The organism is Curtobacterium sp. VKM Ac-2887, from assembly GCF_015350935.1.
In the GTDB taxonomy this organism is placed as follows: Bacteria; Actinomycetota; Actinomycetes; order Actinomycetales; family Microbacteriaceae; genus Curtobacterium.
Map to the genome: position 1 here is coordinate 67,468 of NZ_JADKSB010000006.1, position 20,928 is coordinate 88,395.

Genomic DNA, 20,928 nt, shown 5'->3' on the forward strand with positions numbered 1-20,928 from the left:
TTCGCGACGAACCACTCGTTGATCGACGCGTGGTTCGTCGGAAGGTGCACACGCATCGGGTGCGTGCGCATCGGCCGACAGAACACGAGGTGATCGACGCGTGGAACGTCGCAAGGTGCGAACGCACACGGCCCGGGAGGCGCGGCGCAACTCCGCCACGGAGGCCCCGCCCCGACGGCCGGTGCGGGTCAGACCTCGCTGAAGGGTTCGGCGTCGTCGAGCCGGACCCGCAGCGTCGGTGCCGCCCGACGCCGGTTGCCGCCCTTCAGCACCCGCCGGGTCGACGACCGCCGGATGACCTCGGCCTTCAGGGTCGCCGCGACCTCGGCACCGTGGGCGTACGGGAACCGCACGATCGCCCGGACCGTGCCCGGCAGGGCGTCGTCCTCGACGGGGACCGGGCCGAGCACCGGGCCCGCGGTCGCCCCCTCGAGGGCCCCGACCGCGGCGGTGACGGCCTCGTCGGTGCCGGTCATCGTCGCGACGCGGACCGCCGGCGGGAAGTGCAGTTCGCGCCGGTCGGTGAGTTCGTCGTGCGCGGGACCGTCGAGCCGCCAGAGCGCCATCGCCGTCGCGAGCTTACCGCCGATGCCGACCAGGTACGCCTCGGCCCCGGGAGCACCCTTCGCGGCGGCGTTCGTCCAGAACCGGAGCACGTCCTCCTGCACGCGCAGTCCTTCGCGCGCGAGCATCTTCTCGCCGTCGAGCAGCAGGACGCACGCGTAGCCCCCGGGCACGCTCGGCTCGGCGCCACGGGTCGCGACGACGACGGAGGGCCGCGCGGGGACCTCGTCGAGCGGGCGTGAGCCGTCGGCCACCACGATCCGGGTGCCGGGGAACGCCCGCCCGAGTTCGTCCGCGGTGCGTTGGGCGCCCTGTCCCACGGGCTTCACGGTGCCGTTGCCGCACGTCGGGCAGCGGAACCCCACCGCGAGGGCACCGCAGAACCGGCACTGCGGCGTGGCACCGCGGTGCGGACTGCCGAGCGGACCGCCGCAGATCCGGCAGTGCGCCCGCTCACCGCACTCCGCGCAGACGAGTCCGGTGCCGAACCCGGGGCTCGCGACCTGCACGAGCACCGGGCCGTGCTGGCTGGCCTCGCGCGCGGCACGCCAGGCAGAGCTCGGGATGCGTGCCTGCGCGGCGTACCCCTCGGCCGAGGTCTGCTGCACGGTCGGGATGACCTTCGGGGTCTTCACCCGGAACGGCGTGACGTCCTGCAGCCAGTGCAGTTCGACGAGCCGCTGCACGTCGGTGCTGCGGGCGTGCGAGACGAACAGCAGTGCGGCGCCCGACTGCGCCGCCCGCACGAGGGCGACGTCACGCGTGTGCACGTACGGCGCGCGCTGCTCGATGAACGAGGCGTCGCCGTCGTCCCACATCGCGATGAGCCCGAGATCCGTGGCCGGTGCGTACACCGCCGTCCGGTTGCCGATCGCGACGACGGGGTGCGTCCGCGCCCGCAGGAGTGCCTTGGCCCGCTGTCCGTTCGTCTGCTTGGCGTCGAAGCGCACGACCCGTTCCGGCGGCAGCACTGCAAGCAGCGCGCGCTCGAGGTCGATCACGTCGCGGAAGTCGGGGACGGCGATGACGGCGGACTGCTCGCTCGCCAGCGTGTGGGCGGCGGCCTGGGCGAGGGTGGCGGCCCAGCCGGGCACCCAGATCGGATCGGAGTCGCCGTCGCTCTCGTCGCTGGTGGGCCCGGCCAGCGCCACGGGGTGGGGAACGGCCGCGACCGCAGCGCGATCGTGCTCGGCGATCACGCCTTCGAGCATGCCCGGGGTGTAGCCGGTCACCGGCGGTGCGGACACCGGGGGCGGGGACCACGAGGTGTCCCGCGCGAGCCAGGCCTTCTCGGCGCGGACCTGGCGGGTCGGCACGGCCAGGCGCAGGACGTCGGACGCCACACCGGCGGCACGGTCGGCCACGGCGCGGGCGAGCTTCCAGATCTCCGGCGCCAGGACCGGGACGGGTGACACCAGGGTCTCGATCGCGCTGAGCTCACCCGGGTAGTCGCCCTCGTCGACGATCTCGACGACGTAGCCGTCGGACATCCGGGCCCCGGTGCGGAGCGGGACCTTCACGCGGACGCCCGGCACGCAGTCGTCCTCGAGCTCGGCCGGCACCCGGTAGTCGAACAGACGGTCCAACTGCGGGAGCGGCGAGTCGAGGACGACGCGCGCGACGGTGGTCACGCGGTGCCTCAGACGGCGGCGGTGACGAGCCCTGCGGCGGCGCGGAGTTCCTCGACGCGGTCGAGTTGCTCCCAGGTGAACCCGGGGAGCTCGCGGCCGAAGTGTCCGTACGTCGCGGTCTGCGCGTAGATCGGACGGAGCAGGTCGAGGTCGCGGATGATCGCGGCCGGACGCAGGTCGAAGACCTGGCGGATCGCGGCTTCGATGGTGGCGTCGTCGACGTGTCCGGTGCCGAAGGTCTCGACGTAGAGTCCGACGGGCTTCGCGCGGCCGATCGCGTAGGCGACCTGCACCTCGATCCGGTCGGCGAGGCCCGCGGCGACCGCGTTCTTCGCGACCCAGCGCAGCGCGTACGCCGCCGAGCGGTCGACCTTCGACGGGTCCTTGCCGCTGAACGCGCCGCCACCGTGACGGGAGGCCCCGCCGTACGTGTCGACGATGACCTTGCGGCCGGTGAGTCCGGCGTCGCCCTGGGGGCCACCGATCTCGAAGCGACCCGTCGGGTTGACGATGACGTCGACGTGCGAGGAGTCGAGGTCGACGAGGTCGAGCACCGGACGGATCACGTGCTCGGTGATCTCGGCGGTGAGCTGCTCCAGCGTGACGCTCGGCGAGTGCTGCGTCGACAGGACGACGGTCTCGACGGTCTTCGGCACGACGCCGTCGTAACCGACGGTGACCTGCGTCTTGCCGTCCGGGCGCAGGAACGCCAGCTCGCCGGACTTGCGCACGGCGGCCAGACGCTCGGCCAGGCGGTGCGCCAGCCAGATCGCGACCGGCATGTACTCGGGGGTCTCGTTCGTCGCGAAGCCGAACATGATGCCCTGGTCGCCGGCACCCTGACGGTCGAGCGGGTCGACCGCGCCGGTGCGGGAGTCGAGCGACTCGTCGACGCCCTGCGCGATGTCCGGCGACTGCGCACCGATCGACACCTCGACGCCGCACGTGGCGCCGTCGAAGGAGACGTCCGACGAGTTGTAGCCGATGCCCGTGATGACGTCACGGACGAGCTTGGGGATCTCGACGTAGCCCGAGGTCGTGACCTCGCCGGCGACGTGCACGAGGCCGGTCGTCACCATCGTCTCGACGGCGACCCGAGCGTGCGGGTCCACCGTGAGCAGTGCGTCGAGGATGCTGTCCGAGATCTGGTCGCAGATCTTGTCGGGGTGCCCCTCGGTCACCGACTCGGACGTGAAGAGGCGCAGAGCAGCTGCAGTCACCGGGATCAGTCGGAGGGCTGCTGCTGCTTGGTGACGGTGAGCTTGTCCTCGTTGATCTCGTGGAGAGCCACGGACAGCGGCTTGTCGTCGATCGTCGAGTCGACGAGCGGGCCGACGTTGTCGAAGAGCGAGCCCTCGTGCAGGTCGGCGTAGTAGTCGTTGATCTGACGCGCGCGCTTGGAAGCGAAGATGACGAGCGCGTACTTCGACTCGACCTTGCTGAGCAGGTCGTCGATGGGCGGGTCGATGATGCCCTGGGGGTTGGCCATGGAGTCTCCTCGTCGTCGGTGCACCCGTCAGGGCGCAGAGAACAAGTCTACGACCTGTCGTGCCGCGGTGCCGACATCGGAGTTCACGATGCGGACGTCGAACTCGTCCTGGGCGGCCAGTTCGACCTTCGCGGTGTCGAGTCGACGCGCCTGTTCCTCGGGCGACTCGGTGCCGCGGCCGATGAGTCGACGCACCAGTTCTTCCCACGTCGGGGGCAGCAGGAACACGAGCACGGCCTCGGGCATGGCGTCACGGACCTGGCGAGCACCCTGCAGGTCGATCTCGAGCATGACCCGCTCGCCGGCGTCGAGCGCTCGGTCGATCGGCGGCCGCGGGGTGCCGTACCGGTACGAGTTGTGCACCGTGGCCCACTCGAGCAGTTCGCGCTCGCGGATCATCCGGTCGAACTCGGCGTCGTCCACGAAGTAGTAGTGCACGCCGTCGACCTCGCCCGGGCGGGGCTTCCGGGTCGTGGCGGAGACGCTGAGGTTCACGTCCGGGTACTGCTCGCGGATGTACGCGCTCACCGTTCCCTTGCCGACGGCGGTCGGCCCGGCGAGGACGACGAGCTTCGAGGCACCGCGCTTGCGACCGCGCGCGGCGAGCCAGTCGGCCAGGGCCGTGCGCTGCCGGGTGCCGAGGCCCCCGAGGCGCTTCGACGGCGCGATGCGCAGGGTGCCCATGATCGACTCGGCACGCGCCGGACCGATGCCGGACAGGCTGACGAGCAGGTCGCGCACCCGGAGCGAGCGCTCCGCCGAGGTCGTGTCGACGAGGGCGTCGTCCCATGCCGATCGAGCGACCTCGAGTGCCGAGCGCTCCCCCGACGCGACCTGGGACTTCACCGCGGCCCGGGCGCGTCGCGCGGCGACCGCTGCCTGGGCCGCCGCGACGCGGTCGACCTCCGGTGGCGTGCGGTGGGCCGGCAGTTCGGTGCCGTCGGTGCGGTCGCCTTCGGTGCGGTCGCCGTCGGTGCGGTCACCGTCGGTGGTCATGCTGCGGCCCCGAGTGCCGCGCGGATCCGGTCGGCGCGGTCGGACACGAGTGCCGTGACCCCGTCCGGACCGTCGGTCAGCAGACCGCGCGACTCGCTGACGAGCACCTGCTCGGCGCGCGCACCGTACAGCGCACGGAGGTCCTCGATCCGGGCGCCCTGGGCACCGAAGCCCGGGGCGAGCACCGGCGCGGTGCCGATCGCGTCCGCGTCGATGCCGAAGTCGTCGAGGTGAAGGGTCGCGCCGAGCACGAGCCCGACGTCGCCGAGGGCCTGGTCGCCCGCGGCCCGGTTGTCGTCTGCCACGTCCAAGACGATACCGGCAGCCACGGACCGCCCGGCACGCGGGCCCTCCGCCAGGACCGCGGTCTGCAGCACCCGCGCCTCCGGGTTGCTCGTCGCGGCGAGCACGAAGACCCCGGCACCGTTCCGCCGAGCGACGTCGACCGTCCCGCTGAGCGAGCCGTAGCCCAGGTACGGCGACACCGTCATCGCGTCGGCCGCGAACGGCCCGTCACGGTCGAGCCACGCGAGTGCGTAGTCGTCACCGGTCGACCCGATGTCGCCCCGCTTCACGTCGGCGACGACCAGGAGGCCCGCATCACGTGCACGACGGATCGTCGCGTCGAGCGCGCGGTAACCCGCCACCCCCGCCGCCTCGAAGAACGCGATCTGCGGCTTCACGATCGCCGCGCGGCCGGCGGCCGCGTCGACCAGGGCCGCGCCGAAGGCCGTCAGGCCCTGCTCGTCGCGGCCGAGCCCCCACGCCGCCAGGGTGGTGGCGTGGGGGTCGATGCCGACGCAGAGCGGTGAACGCTCGCGCATCGCGGACGCGAGCCGATCACCGAAGGAGGCCGGGCCTCCCGTCTGCCCCTCGCTCACCAGGTGGCGCGCTCCCGCGCGTAGTCCTGCAGGCTCCGGACGTTGAGCGGCGTGCCGATCGTCTCGATCGCCGCGACCGCCGCACCGATCTGCGCGATCGTCGTGAACAGCGGCTTGTCCGCTGCGACCGTGGCCGCACGGATCTCGTACCCGTCCGCACGACCGGCGGCACCCGACGGCGTGTTGATGACGATGTCGACCTCGTTGCGCGTCAGCAGGTCGACGACGCTCTCGCCGCCCTGGCTGTACTTGCCGACGATGCCGACCTCGATGCCGTTGCGGCGGAGGATCTCCGCCGTACCCTCGGTCGCGATGATCGTGAAGCCCAGCTGCTGCAGGCGGTGCACCGGCAGCACGATGGCGCGCTTGTCGGTGTCCGCGACGCTCACGAAGACCGTGCCGCTGGTCGGCAGGCCGCCGTACGCGGCGTCCTGCGACTTGAGGAACGCCCGTGGGAAGTCGCGGTCGATGCCCATGACCTCGCCGGTGGAGCGCATCTCGGGGCTGAGCACCGAGTCGACGACCTGGCCCTCGCGGGTGCGGAAGCGGCGGAAGGGCAGGACGGCCTCCTTGACGGCGACCGGGGCCTCCATCGGGACGAACGCCCCGTCGCGGGCCGGCAGCATGCCCTCGGCGACGAGCTCGTCGACGCTCGTGCCGGTCATGATGCGCGACGCGGCCTTGGCCAGCGCGATGCCGAGCGCCTTCGAGACGAACGGGACCGTGCGGCTGGCGCGCGGGTTCGCCTCGAGGACGTAGAGCACGCCGGCGCCGATGGCGAACTGGACGTTGAGCAGGCCCTGCACGCCGATGCCGCGGGCGATCTTCTCGGTCGCGTCGACGACGCCCTGGATCTCGGCGCGGCCGAGGCCGACCGGGGGCAGGGTGCACGCGGAGTCACCGGAGTGGATGCCGGCCTCTTCCAGGTGCTCCATGATGCCGCCGATGTAGAGCCGCTCACCGTCGAAGAGCGCGTCGACGTCGATCTCCACCGCGTCGTCCAGGAACCGGTCGACGAGCAGCGGGAGCTCCGGGCCGATGATCGCCTGGTCGGCCATCCGGTCGAAGTAGTCGGCGAGCGACGGGGAGTCGTACAGGATCTCCATGCCGCGGCCGCCGAGCACGAAGGACGGGCGGACGAGCACCGGGTAGCCGATCTCCTCGGCCACGGCGGTCGCGCTCGCCAGGTCGTGGGCGGTGCCGTTGCGCGGCGCGAGCAGCCCCGCGGCGTCGAGGATGGCGGAGAACTGGCCGCGCTCCTCGGCGGAGTCGATCGCCGTCGGGCTGGTGCCGAGGATCGGGATCCCCGCCGCCTCGAGCGGCTTCGCCAGGCCCAGGGCGGTCTGCCCGCCGAGCTGCACGACGACGCCGACGAGCTCGCCCGACGCCGCCTCGGCCTCGATGACCTCGAGGACGTCCTCGGCCGTGAGCGGCTCGAAGTACAGGCGGTCCGAGGTGTCGTAGTCGGTGGAGACCGTCTCGGGGTTGCAGTTGATCATGATCGTCTCGAACCCGGCGTCGCTCAGCGCGAAGGACGCGTGTACGCAGGAGTAGTCGAACTCGACGCCCTGACCGATGCGGTTCGGGCCGGAGCCCAGGATGACGACCTTCTTGCGGTCGCTCGCGACCACCTCGGTCTCGGCGTCGTACGACGAGTAGTGGTACGGCGTCAGGGCAGGGAACTCGCCGGCGCAGGTGTCGACGGTCTTGAAGACGGGACGGATGCCGAGGGCGTGCCGGTCGTCGCGGACCTGCTGCTCGCTGACCGGGTGCTCCGGGGTGCTGCGCAGCGCCGCGATCTGGGTGTCGCTGAAGCCGTGCTCCTTGGCCCAGCGGATGGTGTCCGCGTCGAGCTCGTCGGCAGCCGCGACCTCGGCGGCGACCTCGTTGATGAGCACGATCTGGTCGATGAACCACGGGTCGATCTTCGTGGCTTCGAAGACCTCGGCAGCGGTGGCGCCGGCGACCAGGGCCTGCTGCACCGTGACGATCCGGCCGTCGGTGGGGATGGACGACTTCGCGAGCAGGGCGTCCTTGTCGAGCTCCGCCGCCGGGGTGTCCCAGTGGAAGCTCGAGCCGCGCTTCTCGAGCGAGCGCAGCGACTTCTGCAGCGCCGTCGCGTAGTTGCGGCCGATGGCCATCGCCTCGCCGACGCTCTTCATCGTCGTGGTGAGCGTGGCGTCCGCCGCGGGGAACTTCTCGAACGCGAAGCGCGGGGTCTTCACGACCACGTAGTCGAGCGTCGGCTCGAAGCTGGCCGGGGTCACCTTCGTGATGTCGTTCTGGATCTCGTCCAGGCGGTACCCGATGGCGAGCTTCGCGGCGATCTTCGCGATCGGGAAGCCCGTGGCCTTCGAGGCCAGCGCCGACGAGCGGGAGACGCGCGGGTTCATCTCGATGACGATCAGGCGGCCGTTCGACGGGTCGACGGCGAACTGGATGTTGCAACCACCGGTGTCGACACCGACGCGACGGATGATGTCGATGCCGATGTTGCGCATGTTCTGGTACTCGCGGTCGGTGAGCGTGAGCGCCGGGGCGACGGTGATCGAGTCGCCGGTGTGCACGCCGACCGGGTCGACGTTCTCGATGGAGCAGATGACGACGGTGTTGTCGTAGTTGTCGCGCATCAGCTCGAGCTCGTACTCCTTCCAGCCGAGGATCGATTCCTCGAGCAGGACCTCGGTCGTCGGGCTGGACTGCAGCCCGTCGCCGACGAAGCGGACGAGCTCGGCTTCGTCGTACGCGAAGCCCGAGCCGAGACCACCCATGGTGAAGGACGGGCGGACGACGAGCGGGTAGCCGAGGTCCTTCGCGAACTCCTTCGCCTCTTCCAGCGTGTGGGCGATGTGGCTCCGGGCCACGTCGGCGCCGGACTCGAGCACGAGCTCCTTGAAGAGCTGGCGGTCCTCACCGCGCTGGATGGCGTCCACCTTGGCACCGATGAGCTCGACGCCGTGCTTCTCGAGGATGCCGGCCTCGTCGAGCGCGATCGCCGCGTTCAGGGCGGTCTGGCCGCCCAGCGTCGGCAGGACGGCGTCCGGCTTCTCGATGCGGATGATCTCCTCGAGGCACGCGTTCGTGATCGGCTCGATGTAGGTCGCGTCGGCGAAGTCGGGGTCGGTCATGATCGTCGCCGGGTTCGGGTTGACGAGGATGACCCGGACGCCCTCGGCGCGGAGGACACGGCACGCCTGGGTGCCGGAGTAGTCGAACTCGGCGGCCTGACCGATGACGATCGGGCCGGAACCGATGACGAGGACGGAGTTGATGTCTGCGCGCTTGGGCATCAGTTCGCTTCCTTGGTGATGTCTGCTGCGGGAGTGGTCGCGTCGGCGGTGGCCGCGTCGAGCGGCTCCCCGTCACGTCGCGCGCGCACCAGGTCCGCGAACCGGTCGAAGAGGTACATGCTGTCGTGCGGACCAGCGGCGGCCTCGGGGTGGTACTGCACGCTGAACGCGGGCACGTCGAGCGCCCGCAGGCCCTCGACCACGTCGTCGTTCAGCGAGTAGTGCGAGACCTCGACGCGGCCGAACCCGGCCGGCGACTCGAGGACCTGCCCCAGGGGAGCGTCGACCGCGAAGCCGTGGTTCTGGCTCGTGATCTCGACCTTGCCCGTGGTGGTGTCGAGCACCGGCTGGTTGATGCCGCGGTGACCGAAGGGCAGCTTGTAGGTGCCGAAGCCGAGCGCGCGGCCGAGCAGCTGGTTGCCGAAGCAGATGCCGAAGAACGGGCGCCCGGTCCGCAGGCTGCCCTGCAGCAGTTCGACCTGGGCGTCCGACGCGGCGGGGTCGCCGGGGCCGTTCGAGTAGAACAGGGCGTCCGGTGCGAGCTCCTCGAGCGCCGCCGCGGAGATGTCCTGCGGGACGACGTGCACCTCGAACCCGCGCTGGGCGAGGTAGCGGGTGGTCGACGCCTTCACGCCCAGGTCGAGCACGGCCAGCCGGCCGATCTGCTCGCCCTCGGCGGGCACCACGTAGGTCTCCGGGGTGGACACGATCGCCGAGAAGCTCGCGCCGGCCATCGTGGCCTGCGACCGGACGGCGTCCAGCTGCTCCGACTCCGACAGCTGCGCATCGGCGCCGCTGAACACGCCGCCCTTCATGGCGCCGGCGTCGCGGATCCGGCGCGTGAGGGCGCGGGTGTCGATGCCGGAGATCCCGACGATGCCGTCGCGCACCAGGTGGTCGTCGAGCGACGCATTCGCGCGGTGGTTCGACACCACGCGGCTGGGGTCGCGCACCACGTACCCGGCGACCCAGATGCGACGGGACTCGGGGTCCTCGTCGTTGACCCCGGTGTTGCCGATGTGCGGCGCGGTCTGCACCACGATCTGCCCGGCGTAGGACGGATCGGTCAGCGTCTCCTGGTAGCCGGTCATGCCGGTCGCGAAGACCACCTCGCCGAGCGTGCGCCCGCGGGCGCCGTAGGCCCAGCCGTCGTACCGGGTGCCGTCTTCGAGGACCAGGACGGCCCGTTCGCGTGTCATGCTTTCTTCCCTTCGCCCGCGGTTCGCGGGGCATCGGCCGCAGTCGCCTGCGGCCCGGTCTCGGTCAGTCCCTGCAGGGCGAGCAGCGCGGCTGCGTCGCCCTCCGGGAACCGGAAGTACGTGTCGAGGTCCGTCGCACCTGCGGCGCCGGTCGCCGTCCATCGCAGACGGACCAGTCCCCCGGGCTCGACCACCCGGTCGATCGCCCACGTCGAGCGGTCGGCACCGCGGACCGCAGCACGTGCGATCCAGCGGTCGTCCGCGCCGGCGAGTCGCAGGACCACACCGGTCGCGTGGACGCGCACGCCGCCGCGACCCCGGAACCCGAGTCCGCCGGCGGTGATGCGTTCCAGCGGCTGGTCGGCACGGGTCGTCGCGACGGAGAAACCGTCCCAGGACCCGACTGCCGGTCCGATCGTGGTCGGGACGGGGACGGGAGGCACGGATTCCGCTTGCTTCCTGGTCCGCGTCCGCCAGGTGCGCGCCATGGCGACGAACAGCGCGGCCACCGCGAGCAGGATCACCCCGCCGAGCAACCAGCGCGCGGCGTCGCCGCTCATGCGCGCGCCCCCGTCCGGAGCGCCGCGGCGTGCGCGGCGACGGTGTCGGCGTCGACGAGGCGGCCGTCGAGCACCGTCGGCGCGCCCAGGTGGAACGTGGCGACGACCCGGCCGGGCAGCGTCATGCCGAGGTACGGCGAGTTCTGCGACTGTCCGGCGAGGTCGGCGACCGCGAACTCGCGGCTGGCCGTCGGGTCGTAGAGCGTGATCTCGGCGGGCGCGCCCTCGGTGATGCGCTGACCGTGGCCCTCGACCTGGCCGATGCGTGCCGGCGCCTCGGACAGGACCCGGGCGACGTCGGCCCAGTCGAGCTGGCCCGACGCGACGACGGCGGACTGCACGACGCTGAGCGCCGACTCGAGGCCGACCATGCCGTTCGCCGCCGCGGGCCACTCGCAGCACTTCGCCTCGGCGGTGTGCGGTGCGTGGTCGGTCGCGACGATGTCGATGGTGCCGTCGGCGAGGGCTGCGCGCAGGGCGTCGACGTCCTCGCGGGCCCGGAGCGGCGGGTTCACCTTGTAGCGGGCGTCGTACCCGGGGGCGCCGTCGTGCCCGGCGATGAGATCCTCGGTGAGCACGAGGTGGTGCGGGGTGACCTCGGCGGTGACGTCGATGCCGCGGGACTTGGCCCAGCGGATCACCTCGACGCTGCCGGCGGTCGACACGTGGCAGACGTGCAGCCGCGCGCCCACGTGGTCGGCGAGCAGGACGTCGCGGGCGATGATCGCCTCTTCCGCCACGGCCGGCCAGCCCGCCAGCCCGAGCTCCGACGACAGGCGGCCCTCGTTCATCTGCGCGCCGATGGTGAGTCGGGGTTCCTGCGCGTGCTGCGCGAGCACCCCACCGAAGCCCTTGATGTACTCGAGTGCGCGACGCATGAGGAGCGGGTCGGACACGCACGAGCCGTCGTCCGAGAAGACCCGGACCTTCGCCCTGCTCGTCGCCATGGCACCGATCTCGGACAGGTGCGTGCCCTGCAGCCCCTGCGACACCGCGCCGATCGGGCGGACCGTGACGTAGCCGGCGTCGTCGCCGAGTGCCTGCACCTGCTCGACGACCCCGGCGGTGTCGGCGACCGGGCTCGAGTTCGCCATCGCGTTGACGGCGGTGAAGCCTCCGGCCGCCGCGGCGCGCGAGCCGGTGAGGACCGTCTCGGATTCCTCGTGGCCGGGCTCGCGCAGGTGGGTGTGCAGGTCGACGAGACCCGGCAGGGCGATGAGCCCGTCGGCGTCGACGACCGTGGCACCGCTCGCGTCCACACCGGACCCGATCGCCGTGATGCGGCCGTCCTGCAGTCGGATGTCGGCGCGCGAGCCGTCGACCAGCTGCGCGCCGCGGATCAGGTGAGCGGTCATGCTGCGGACTCCTTCGGTTCGGTGCCGGTCAGGGCCAGGTAGAGGACCGCCATGCGGACCGAGACGCCGTTCTCGACCTGCTCGACCACGGTGGAACGGGGGTCGTCGGCAGCGACGCCGGCGATCTCCAGCCCGCGGTTCATCGGACCGGGGTGCATGATCAGTGTGCGCTCGGACAGTCGCGCGAACCGCGCAGCCGTCAGGCCCCAGTGCCGCGTGTACTCGCGCGGGTTCGGGAAGAACGCGTCGTCCATCCGCTCCTGCTGGATCCGGAGCGTCATGACGACGTCCGGGTCCTCGGCCAGGGCGGCGTCGAGGTCGTGGTGCACCGCGGCCCCGAACGGGGTCGTGGTGGCGGGCAGGAGCGTCGGCGGTGCGGCGAAGGTCACGCTCGCGCCGAGGGTCCGGAGCAGCCACGCGTTCGACCGGGCGACGCGGCTGTGCAGCACGTCGCCGACGATCAGGACCCGGACCCCGTCGAGGCCCTGTCCACGTGAGCCGGCACCGTGCAGGCGACGGCGCATGGTGAAGGCGTCGAGCAGCGCCTGCGTCGGGTGCTCGTGCGTGCCGTCGCCGGCGTTCACCACGGGGACGTCGATCCAGTCGGCGTCGGCGAGCACGCGCGGCGCACCGGACGAGCCGTGCCGCATCACGATGCCGTCGATGCCCATCGCGCCGAGGGTCTGCACGGTGTCCTTGAGGGACTCACCCTTGGAGACGCTCGAGCCCTTGGCCGCGAAGTTGATGACGTCGGCCGACAGGCGCTTCGCCGCGGCCTCGAACGAGATGCGCGTGCGGGTCGAGTCCTCGAAGAACAGGTTCACGACGGTCTTGCCGCGCAGGGCCGGGAGCTTCCGGACCTCGCGCGTGTTGACCTCGGCCATCTCCTCGGCGACGTCGAGGATGTGCACGGCCTGGTCGCGTGACAGGTCGGCGGTGGAGAGCAGGTGCCGCATCACGCCACCCCCTGCTCGATGAACACGGTGTCGTCGCCGTCGGTCTCGGACAGGTGCAGGGTGACCCGCTCGTCCGAGGCGGTCGGCAGGTTCTTGCCCACGTGGTCCGCGCGGATCGGCAGCTCGCGGTGGCCGCGGTCGACGAGCACGGCGAGCCGGACGGCGCGCGGCCGGCCGATCCCCTGCAGGGCGTCGAGCGCTGCCCGGACCGTGCGACCGGAGTACAGGACGTCGTCGACGAGCACGACGACCTTGCCGTCGATGCCACCGGCGGGGATGACCGTGCGGTGCGGGGCACGACCGATGCCGTGCCCGAGGTCGTCCCGGTGCATGGTCACGTCGAGCGTGCCGACCCGTTCGGATCCGATGCCCGCCCGCGCGGACTGCCACTCGGGCTCGATGTCCGCCAGGACGCGGCCCAGCCGTTCGGCGAGCACGGCGCCCCGGGTCGGGATGCCCAGGAGGACGAGGTCCGAGCCGCCGTGGTTGGCCTCGAGGATCTCGTGTGCGATGCGCGTCAGAGCGCGCGTGATGTCGGGTTGCTGCAGGACCGTTCTGGTACCCACGTCGACCCCCTTCCCCGCCTCACTGGACGGCATTAAAGGATGCTGACGTGCACAAGCCTAGCGGGACTCCTGGTCCCCTGCGACCGTCCGACCGGACGGTGCACGACCGCCGGCGACGGCTCCGAGGACACCGTTCACGAAGCCCGCGGAGTCCTCGGTCGAGAGCGACTGGGCGAGCTCGACGGCCTCGGCGATCGCGACGGCGTCCGGCACCTCCGGGTTGAACCGGAGCTCCCAGACGGCCATCCGCAGGATGCAGCGGTCGAGGACCGGCATCCGGGCGATCGACCACCCCTGGGCGTGGTCGATGATGACGGAGTCGATCTCGTGGCGGGCGTCATCGACGCCCGTCACGATCTGCCGTGCGTAGTCCCAGCTCGAGGCACGCTCGGGCTGGTCCAGGTGACGGACGGTCTCGGTCGCCAGGACGTCCGTGATCGGGAGCTCACGCACCTCGGCCACGTACAGCATGTCGAGGGCGCGCTTGCGGGCCTTCGAACGAGCACTCATACGGACGTCGCCTAGGAGTTGACGCGGCCGAGGAAGCTGCCGTCGCGCGTGTCGATCTTCACCGTGGTGCCGCTCTCGAGGTAGAGCGGGACCTGGATGCGGTGGCCGGTCGCGATGATGGTCGCGTCCTTGGTGCCACCGGAGGAGCGGTCGCCCTGCAGGCCCGGCTCGGTCTCGACCTCGGTCACGATCGACGTCGGGAGCTCGACGTAGAGCGGGTTGCCCTCGTTCATCGCGATGGTGACCATCGCGGACTCGAGCAGGTAGTTCTTCGCGTCGCCGACGACCGTCGCCGAGACCGGGATCTGGTCGTAGGTGTCGGTGTCCATGAACACGTACGAGTCGCCGTCCTCGTAGAGGAACTGGTAGTCGCGGCGGTCGACCACGGCGGTGTCGATCTTCGCACCGGCGTTGAAGGTGCGGTCGACGACCTTGCCGGAGACGACGTTCTTCAGCTTGGTGCGGACGAACGCGCCACCCTTGCCGGGCTTGACGTGCTGGAACTCCACGACCGACCACAGCTGGCCGTCGATGATGAGAACGGCGCCGTTCTTGATGTCAGTGGTACTGGCCATGAGTCTTCGGTGTCCCGTTCGGTCGTGTTGTGAAAGGTCTTCGGGCCGCGCTGGCCCCGGACGAGTGTAGCGGACGCCCGCCCGTCGCCATCAGCGCCGTCGCCGGGCGCGCCAGGAGTCGATCGCCGCCCAGCCGAGCAGCACCACGGCCGCTCCCCCGAGCAGTACCCCGGCCACCGCGGTCGAGATCGCCGCGTCCGGTCGGGCGGGCAGTGCCAGGTAGACGATCGCCAGGATGCCGGCACCGGCGCCGAGCAGCACGAGCAGGATGCGCCGGATCATGCCGGACACGAGCTCGCGGTCGCGGCGGTCCGCGAAGAGCCGGATGTTGACGGTGAACTTGCCCGTCTCGATCGCCTCGCCGATCCGGTCGACCCGGCGGGGCAGTCGTCGGGCCGCGGAGACGACGCCGATCAGCTCCTTCGCCGCCAGGTCGCGCAGCTTGCCGGGGCGCAGCTGGTCGGTGATCTGCTCACGGGCGAGCCCGCGGGACTCCTCGAGCAGGTCGAACGACGGCGCGAGCGTGCGGAGCGTGCCCTCGAAGATCGCCAGCGCCCGCGCGGCCGCGACGAAGTCCGGCGGCGCCTTGAGCCGGTACCGCCCGAACACCTCGACGGCGTCGTCGACCGTCTCGACGCCGATGCGCGCGCCCGGTCCGAGCTCGTCCGCGACGAAGCGCGCGATGTCCCGACGGAAGTCGGGCTCGTCGTGCGCGTCGCGCACCGGTGCCATCCGCAGGACCGCATCGGCGATCCGCGAGGTGTCGTCCTGCAGGTAGGCGACCAGTAGGTCCTGGACCGTGTCCCGGAGGGTCGGGTCGAGCCTCCCGACCGATCCGAAGTCGATCAACGCGGGCCGCCCGTCGGGCAGCACCAGGACGTTCCCCGGGTGCAGGTCGGCGTGGTACAGGCCGTCGAAGACGACCTGTCGCAGGAACGCGCGGAGGATCGCGCGCATCGGGCCGTCGAGGTCGCGGTCCGCGCGCTCGGCGCGGATCGCGCTGAGCGTGTCGCCCTCCAGGAACTCCATCACGAGCACGCGGCGCCCGGACAGGTCCGGGTACGGGTCCGGGAACCGGACCTCGTCCGGACGGGCACTGCGGGCCTGTGCGGCACGCAGGGCGGTGAGGTTCCGCAGCTCCGAGACGAAGTCGACCTGGCGGACCAGGTCGTCGGCGTACTGCGCGGCCACGTCCTGCACGCCGACCTGCCGGGCCTCGGTCGACCAGCGCGCCATGAAGCGGACGACACGGAGCGCGATGTCGACGTCACGGCGGACGGCGGCGTCGATGCCGGGACGCTGCACCTTGACCGCGACCGCGGTGCCGTCGGGCAGGCGGGCGCGGTGGACCTGGGCGATCGAGGCCGCGGCGACGGGCACCGGGTCGAAGGACGCGAAGACCTGGTCGACCGGTGCGCCGAGTTCCTGTTCGAGCAGGGCGAGCACCTGGTCGGCGGGGGCGGCGGTGACGTTGCGCTGCAGGTGGGCGAGTCCCTCGGTCCACTCCTCCGGCAGCAGGTCGTCACGGGTGGAGAGCAGCTGGCCCATCTTCACGAACCCGCCGCCCGCTTCCTCGAGCGCACGGCGCAGGTGCTCGGCCTGGCTGCGGCGCAGGTCGGAGGTGGCCGGGTCGTGCGAGAAGTCGAGGCGACGGAACGGGACGAGTCGGTGGCGTCGCGCGATCGACAGCAGTTCGGTGAACCGGCGGCCGCGGGACCGGAGGGTGCCGGTGTCGGCCTCCTGCGAGCCGGACAGGTCGCTCAGTCGGGGTGGGTTGGGCACGTCGTCAGTCTGCTCCCCGCTGCTGGGTCCGCCGGGTGCGCCCGTTGTCCTGCACAGGCCGGGAGGCGCGGTCCGGCATCCACAGGTCGCCTCGCGTGTCGCGTCGGGTCGCGCCCACTGCCGCAGGCTTGCCCCGTGGAGACAGCACTGGTCGCGGCGTGCATCGCTGCCGGCGCGGCGATCGTGGCGGCGGTCGTCAGCTGGTTCGGGGCGTTCCAGAGCCGGCGGACGACCGATCGAGAGCACGCCTGGAAGCGGTTCACCTGGTCGCTCGCCCAGCCACGAGGCGGCCCTGCATACGACATTTCGAGAACTGTGCTCCGGGAACTCGAGACCGTACGGTGGTGGTCGAAGGCGGACCGACGGCTCGCCACTCGTGCACTCCGGAGGCGAACCGCCGCCGATCACGTCCACCCTGAGGAAGAGGAGTCCACCTGATGCCGATCTTGCGACCCTTGCCGGATGCGCCCGACGTGGATGCGGACGACGACGTGCTCTTCGCGTGGGACAACGGAGCCACCGTCGCGGAGTTCCGGGAATGGCAGCGGACCGGCGTCCTCACCGTCTCGATGCACGTCAAGTGGTGGTGGCGACGGACGCGGCGGGTGTTGCGCTGACGCCGGGTCAGGCACCGCTGCCGTTGTAGCGCGCGGTGGCGCCCGACTCGACCAGGTCGCGGTAGCGCTCGAGCGCCGTCTCGGCACCGGTGCTGTGCTCCTGGTGCACGTCGATCCCCCGAGCAACGAGCTGCTCGCGCCAGTCCCCCGGCACCGGACCCTCGTCGAAGCCCGTGATCCGCTCGACCGTGGCTCCGTCGGCGGCGAACTCCAGCGCGGAGACCCCCGACCACAGCAGGGCGCCGAGGCACATCACGCACGGTTGGGCGTTCACCACGAGCACACGCCGGTGGCCGACGTCACGGCCGAGGTTCCAGGCCCCCGTCCGAGCCTGTGCGAGTCCGAGGGTGACGACCTCGGCGTGCATCGACGACAGGTTGGTGTGCAGCACCAGGTTCACCCCGAGGGCGACGACCGCGCCGGTGTCCTCGTCGACGACGGCCGCCGCGAACGGACCGCCGGTGCCCTCCTCGACGTTCCGTTCGGCGAGGGCGTTCACGAGCGCGAACCGCTCCGCACGGGTGCCGAGGTGTTCCGGAGCAGCGGCCTGCGCGTCGCGGAGCCAGTCGGGGACGCCGACACGGAGCTCGGTCGGGAACGGGGCGAGGGCTGCTGCAGACATGCGGCGACGCTAACGGCGCATCGTTTCGACGGTGTTTCCCGATCGAAACGATGCCGAAACACCGCGCCCGTAACGTCGTCCACCACCGGCTCGAGCCGGTGGGAGAACGCGACACGAGCACGGGCGACAGGGGGCGACGATGACGGCACACCACGCGACCGCCGCGTCCCGCTGCTGGCCCCGCGGCGCCATCGCGCACGGACACTGACGTCCGTCCGACCGACCGTTCGTCCGTCCGTCTGACCGCCGCGCGCCGATCCGCCGGGCGGTCCAGGTGCTCTGGAGCGCGCCGTCTCGCCGAGCCGCGCCGATCCGCGCACCCTGCTCCGTGCCTCCCGTCCGCCCGCCGGAGGCACCCACCCACCTGCTGCACCGTCCCACCTGCTGCACCGTCCCCTCCGAGAGGACCACCGTGACCACGATCCACCTCGCAATGTTCCTGTTCCCCGGCTACCACCTCGGCGCCTGGCGCCTGCCGGACGCCGTCCCCGAGCTCGACCTCGGCATCGACCACTACGTCCGCGCCGCCGAACTCGCCGAGGCGGCGAAGCTCGACGCCCTGTTCTTCGAGGACCAAGCGGCAGTCCGGCGCAGCAACGACATCCTGGCCGGCGACACCTACGGTGCCGCGAACCCCCGCTCGATCCACTTCGACCCGACGATGCTCCTGCCCGCCCTGGCGATGCGGACCACGCACTTGGGTCTCGCGGCGACGTCGACCACGACCTTCAACGACCCCTACAACCTCGCGCGGCGGTTCTCGACCCTCGACCACATCAGCAAGGGCCGCGCGGGGTGGAACCTCGTGACGTCCTTCAACGAGGACGAAGCCCAGAACTTCGGACTCGACGCCCACGTGCAGCACGCCGCCCGGTACGAGCGGGCGAGCGAGTTCGTCGACGTCGTCACCGGGCTCTGGGACTCGTGGGACCCGGACGCGATCGTGCGCGACAAGGAGTCCGGCACTTACTTCGACATCGAGAAGATGCGGTTCCTGCAGCACGACGGCGAGCACTTCCGCGTGCGAGGACCGCTGACGACGGGTCGGAGTCCGCAGGGCCGGCCCGTCGTGTTCCAGGCGGGTGCCTCGGAGCCGGGCCGCGCACTCGCGGCGCGCACCGCCGACGTGGTCTTCACCCTGCAGTCCGACCCGGACGAGAGTCGTGCGTTCCGCGACGACATCCGAGCGCGCGCCGAACGGTTCGGCCGCGACCCCGACCACGTCAAGGTGCTCGTCGGGATGACCCCGATCGTCGGCGACACCGACCAGGACGCACGCGACCTCGCCGACCGGATGATGGCGTTGATCCCGGACGACCTGGCACTGAGCAACCTGAAGCCCCTCGCCGGTGGCGTCGACTTCCGGCAGTTCGACCTCGACGCGCCCGTGCCGGAGCTGCCAGAGTCGAACGCCGGCAAGTCGCACCGGGCAGCGATCATGGCGGTGTCACGGCAACAGGGGCTGTCCGTCATCGAGACCGCCCGGTACTTCGCCGAGGGCAGCTACCGGAAGATGATCGGGTCGCCGTCGACGATCGCCGACACCATGCAGGCGTGGTCGGAGGCCGGGGCGTGCGACGGGTTCCTGGCGGTGCCGACGCACTTCCCGGCCGGGGTCGAGGACTTCACCCAGAAGGTCGTGCCGGAGCTGCAGCGCCGCGGACTGCACCGGACCGAGTACACCGGACCGCACCTGCGCGACCACCTGGGCGTGCAGAAGTACTAGACGCCGACCTCTTGGTAGGCGGTGAACAGCAGGTGGTCTTCGGTGCCCTCGAGGATGACCGGCTTGCCGACACCGTCGAGGATGATGAACCGGAGCATGCCGGCCCGGGCCTTCTTGTCGCGACGCATCGCGGCGAGGAGGCCCTGCCACCGGCCGAGACCGTACGACGTCGGCAGGTCAAGGGAGTCCAGGATCGCCCGGTGCCGGTCCACGGTCGCGTCGTCGAGGTGGCCCGTCAGGCGGGCGAGCTCGGCGGCGAACACCATGCCGACCGACACCGCAGCACCGTGCCGCCACTGGTACCGCTCCGCGTGCTCGATGGCGTGCCCGAGCGTGTGACCGTAGTTCAGGATCTCGCGTCGTCCCTGCTCGGTGAAGTCGTCGGACACGACCTCGGCCTTCAGGGCGATGGCGAGCTCGACCACGCGGCGGAACTCCGGCGACGTCGGGTCGGTGACGCGGGCGACGTCGGACTCGATGATGTCCAGGATCTCCGGCACGGCGATGAACCCGGCCTTCACGATCTCGGCGAAGCCGGTGAGGATCTCGTTGCGCGGCAGGGTGCGGACGAGGTCGAGGTCGGCAACCACCGCGCGCGGGGCGGAGAAGGAACCGACGAGGTTCTTGCCCTCGTTCGTGTTGATGCCGGTCTTCCCGCCCACGCTGGCGTCCACCATGCCGAGCACGCTCGTCGGCACCGACACGTACGGCACCCCGCGCAGCCACGTCGCCGCGACGAAGCCCGCCAGGTCGGTGACGGCACCGCCGCCGAGACCGATGACGGCGTCGGTGCGGGTGAAGTCGGACTGGCCCATGATCTGCCAGCAGAACGACGCGACCTCGATGCGCTTGGCGGCCTCGGCGTCGGGCACCTCGGCGATGAGGGCTTCGAGGCCGGCGTCGACGAGCAGGTCGCGCAGGTCGTTCGCCCGCGCACCGAGGGTCGGGGCGTGCACGATGAGGACCTTGGCGACGCGGGGGCCGAGGATCGCGGGCAGCGAGCCGAGCAGGCCCGAGCCGACCGCCACCACGTAGCCGTCGTCACCGCCGACGCGGATCTCGGTGGTGCCTGCGGGCAGGATCGGGTCGGTCACGGTGCTCCTTCGGTGGTGGGGGCGTTGCTGTCGCTCCGCAGCCAGGTGACGACCTCGTCGACCACCCGGGACATCGGACGGCGCGAGGTGTCGACGACGACGTGCGCGAGCTCGGCGTAGGTCGCCGCACGCTCGTCCATGATCGTCTGCCAGGCGTCGATGCCGCCGTTCGCGAGCAGGGGCCGGTCCGAGCCGGCGATCCGCTCGGCGACGGCCTCGGGCGAGACGGTGAGCAGGACGATGCGGGCGCAAGACAGTGCCTCGCGGGTGGCGGCGTGCGTCACCGCTCCGCCGCCGACGGCGATCACGCCCCCGGTGCCGAGGGCGGTCCGGACGGCGTCGGCTTCGAGGGCACGGAAGGCCGGCTCACCACGGTCGGAGAAGATGCCGGGGATCGGTCCGTGCTCGCGGACGATGACCCGGTCGGTGTCGGTGAACGGCACGCCCAGCGCCTTCGCGACGCGCTTGCCGACGCTGGACTTGCCGGCGCCCATCGGGCCGATCACGACGACGGG

At 71.6% G+C, this 20,928-nt stretch carries 19 protein-coding genes; 2 read left to right on the plus strand and 17 right to left on the minus strand.

Annotated features, from left to right (window positions below; genetic code table 11):
- Positions 1 to 188: 188 nt before the first annotated feature.
- The 14 genes from ITJ69_RS08640 to ITJ69_RS08705 all read right to left on the minus strand — a co-directional run bounded on the left by ITJ69_RS08640 (position 189) and on the right by ITJ69_RS08705 (position 16,354).
- Complete coding sequence (locus ITJ69_RS08640) at positions 189 to 2,195, minus strand: primosomal protein N' (RefSeq protein WP_194672558.1); 2,007 nt, start codon at positions 2,193 to 2,195, stop codon at positions 189 to 191.
- An 8-nt stretch (positions 2,196 to 2,203) separates the two neighbouring features.
- The gene (metK, locus tag ITJ69_RS08645; RefSeq protein ID WP_194672559.1) at positions 2,204 to 3,415 is read right to left on the minus strand and encodes a methionine adenosyltransferase; all 1,212 of its coding nucleotides are present in this window, start codon (positions 3,413 to 3,415) and stop codon (positions 2,204 to 2,206) included.
- A 5-nt stretch (positions 3,416 to 3,420) separates the two neighbouring features.
- The gene (gene rpoZ, locus ITJ69_RS08650) at positions 3,421 to 3,684 is read right to left on the minus strand and encodes a DNA-directed RNA polymerase subunit omega (RefSeq protein ID WP_114849971.1); all 264 of its coding nucleotides are present in this window, start codon (positions 3,682 to 3,684) and stop codon (positions 3,421 to 3,423) included.
- A gap of 27 nt (positions 3,685 to 3,711) precedes the next feature.
- The gene (gene gmk, locus ITJ69_RS08655) at positions 3,712 to 4,680 is read right to left on the minus strand and encodes a guanylate kinase (protein ID WP_416354928.1); all 969 of its coding nucleotides are present in this window, start codon (positions 4,678 to 4,680) and stop codon (positions 3,712 to 3,714) included.
- Entirely contained in the window at positions 4,677 to 5,561 is an 885-nt protein-coding gene (pyrF, locus tag ITJ69_RS08660; RefSeq protein WP_323743071.1) for an orotidine-5'-phosphate decarboxylase, read from the minus strand. Before pyrF ends, gmk begins: the two co-directional genes overlap by 4 nt.
- Positions 5,558 to 8,851 (minus strand): carbamoyl-phosphate synthase large subunit, encoded by a 3,294-nt coding sequence (carB, locus tag ITJ69_RS08665; RefSeq protein ID WP_132100300.1) that lies wholly within the window; start codon positions 8,849 to 8,851, stop codon positions 5,558 to 5,560. The genes pyrF and carB overlap by 4 nt, the downstream gene beginning before the upstream one ends.
- A complete protein-coding gene (gene carA, locus ITJ69_RS08670) occupies positions 8,851 to 10,050 on the minus strand; it encodes a glutamine-hydrolyzing carbamoyl-phosphate synthase small subunit (RefSeq protein WP_123671707.1) in 1,200 nt (399 codons plus the stop codon). The genes carB and carA overlap by 1 nt, the downstream gene beginning before the upstream one ends.
- Positions 10,047 to 10,610 (minus strand): hypothetical protein, encoded by a 564-nt coding sequence (locus ITJ69_RS08675; protein ID WP_131846507.1) that lies wholly within the window; start codon positions 10,608 to 10,610, stop codon positions 10,047 to 10,049. Before ITJ69_RS08675 ends, carA begins: the two co-directional genes overlap by 4 nt.
- Complete coding sequence (locus tag ITJ69_RS08680; RefSeq protein ID WP_123294317.1) at positions 10,607 to 11,965, minus strand: dihydroorotase; 1,359 nt, start codon at positions 11,963 to 11,965, stop codon at positions 10,607 to 10,609. Before ITJ69_RS08680 ends, ITJ69_RS08675 begins: the two co-directional genes overlap by 4 nt.
- Positions 11,962 to 12,921 carry an aspartate carbamoyltransferase catalytic subunit gene (locus ITJ69_RS08685; RefSeq protein ID WP_123294316.1) on the minus strand — a complete coding sequence of 320 codons (960 nt, stop codon included), beginning with the start codon at positions 12,919 to 12,921 and terminating at the stop codon, positions 11,962 to 11,964. Before ITJ69_RS08685 ends, ITJ69_RS08680 begins: the two co-directional genes overlap by 4 nt.
- On the minus strand, positions 12,921 to 13,520 hold the full coding sequence (gene pyrR / locus ITJ69_RS08690) for a bifunctional pyr operon transcriptional regulator/uracil phosphoribosyltransferase PyrR (protein WP_111083911.1): 600 nt from the start codon (positions 13,518 to 13,520) through the stop codon (positions 12,921 to 12,923). Before pyrR ends, ITJ69_RS08685 begins: the two co-directional genes overlap by 1 nt.
- 24 nt (positions 13,521 to 13,544) lie before the next feature.
- Positions 13,545 to 13,997 carry a transcription antitermination factor NusB gene (nusB, locus tag ITJ69_RS08695; RefSeq protein ID WP_123294314.1) on the minus strand — a complete coding sequence of 151 codons (453 nt, stop codon included), beginning with the start codon at positions 13,995 to 13,997 and terminating at the stop codon, positions 13,545 to 13,547.
- An 11-nt stretch (positions 13,998 to 14,008) separates the two neighbouring features.
- Positions 14,009 to 14,572, minus strand: coding sequence for an elongation factor P (efp, locus tag ITJ69_RS08700; RefSeq protein ID WP_111083909.1), 564 nt, complete (start codon positions 14,570 to 14,572; stop codon positions 14,009 to 14,011).
- Between the two features lie 90 nt (positions 14,573 to 14,662).
- Positions 14,663 to 16,354 carry an ABC1 kinase family protein gene (locus ITJ69_RS08705; RefSeq protein ID WP_134193843.1) on the minus strand — a complete coding sequence of 564 codons (1,692 nt, stop codon included), beginning with the start codon at positions 16,352 to 16,354 and terminating at the stop codon, positions 14,663 to 14,665.
- Between the two features lie 437 nt (positions 16,355 to 16,791).
- Between ITJ69_RS08705 and ITJ69_RS08710 the strand changes: the two genes are divergently transcribed.
- A complete protein-coding gene (locus ITJ69_RS08710) occupies positions 16,792 to 16,971 on the plus strand; it encodes a hypothetical protein (protein ID WP_123671703.1) in 180 nt (59 codons plus the stop codon).
- A gap of 7 nt (positions 16,972 to 16,978) precedes the next feature.
- Here the strand turns inward: ITJ69_RS08710 and ITJ69_RS08715 are convergent, their stop codons facing one another.
- Entirely contained in the window at positions 16,979 to 17,593 is a 615-nt protein-coding gene (locus ITJ69_RS08715) for a deaminase (RefSeq protein WP_131920070.1), read from the minus strand.
- A gap of 412 nt (positions 17,594 to 18,005) precedes the next feature.
- On the opposite strand from ITJ69_RS08715, the gene ITJ69_RS08720 reads away from it, so the two are divergent.
- Positions 18,006 to 19,319: an LLM class flavin-dependent oxidoreductase gene (locus ITJ69_RS08720; protein ID WP_207906699.1), complete on the plus strand. Its 1,314-nt coding sequence runs from the start codon at positions 18,006 to 18,008 to the stop codon at positions 19,317 to 19,319.
- Here the strand turns inward: ITJ69_RS08720 and aroB are convergent.
- Complete coding sequence (gene aroB / locus ITJ69_RS08725) at positions 19,316 to 20,413, minus strand: 3-dehydroquinate synthase (protein ID WP_194672560.1); 1,098 nt, start codon at positions 20,411 to 20,413, stop codon at positions 19,316 to 19,318. The two genes, ITJ69_RS08720 and aroB, sit on opposite strands and share 4 nt — an antisense overlap.
- On the minus strand, positions 20,410 to 20,907 hold the full coding sequence (locus tag ITJ69_RS08730) for a shikimate kinase (protein WP_194672623.1): 498 nt from the start codon (positions 20,905 to 20,907) through the stop codon (positions 20,410 to 20,412). The genes aroB and ITJ69_RS08730 overlap by 4 nt, the downstream gene beginning before the upstream one ends.
- Positions 20,908 to 20,928 lie beyond the last annotated feature (21 nt).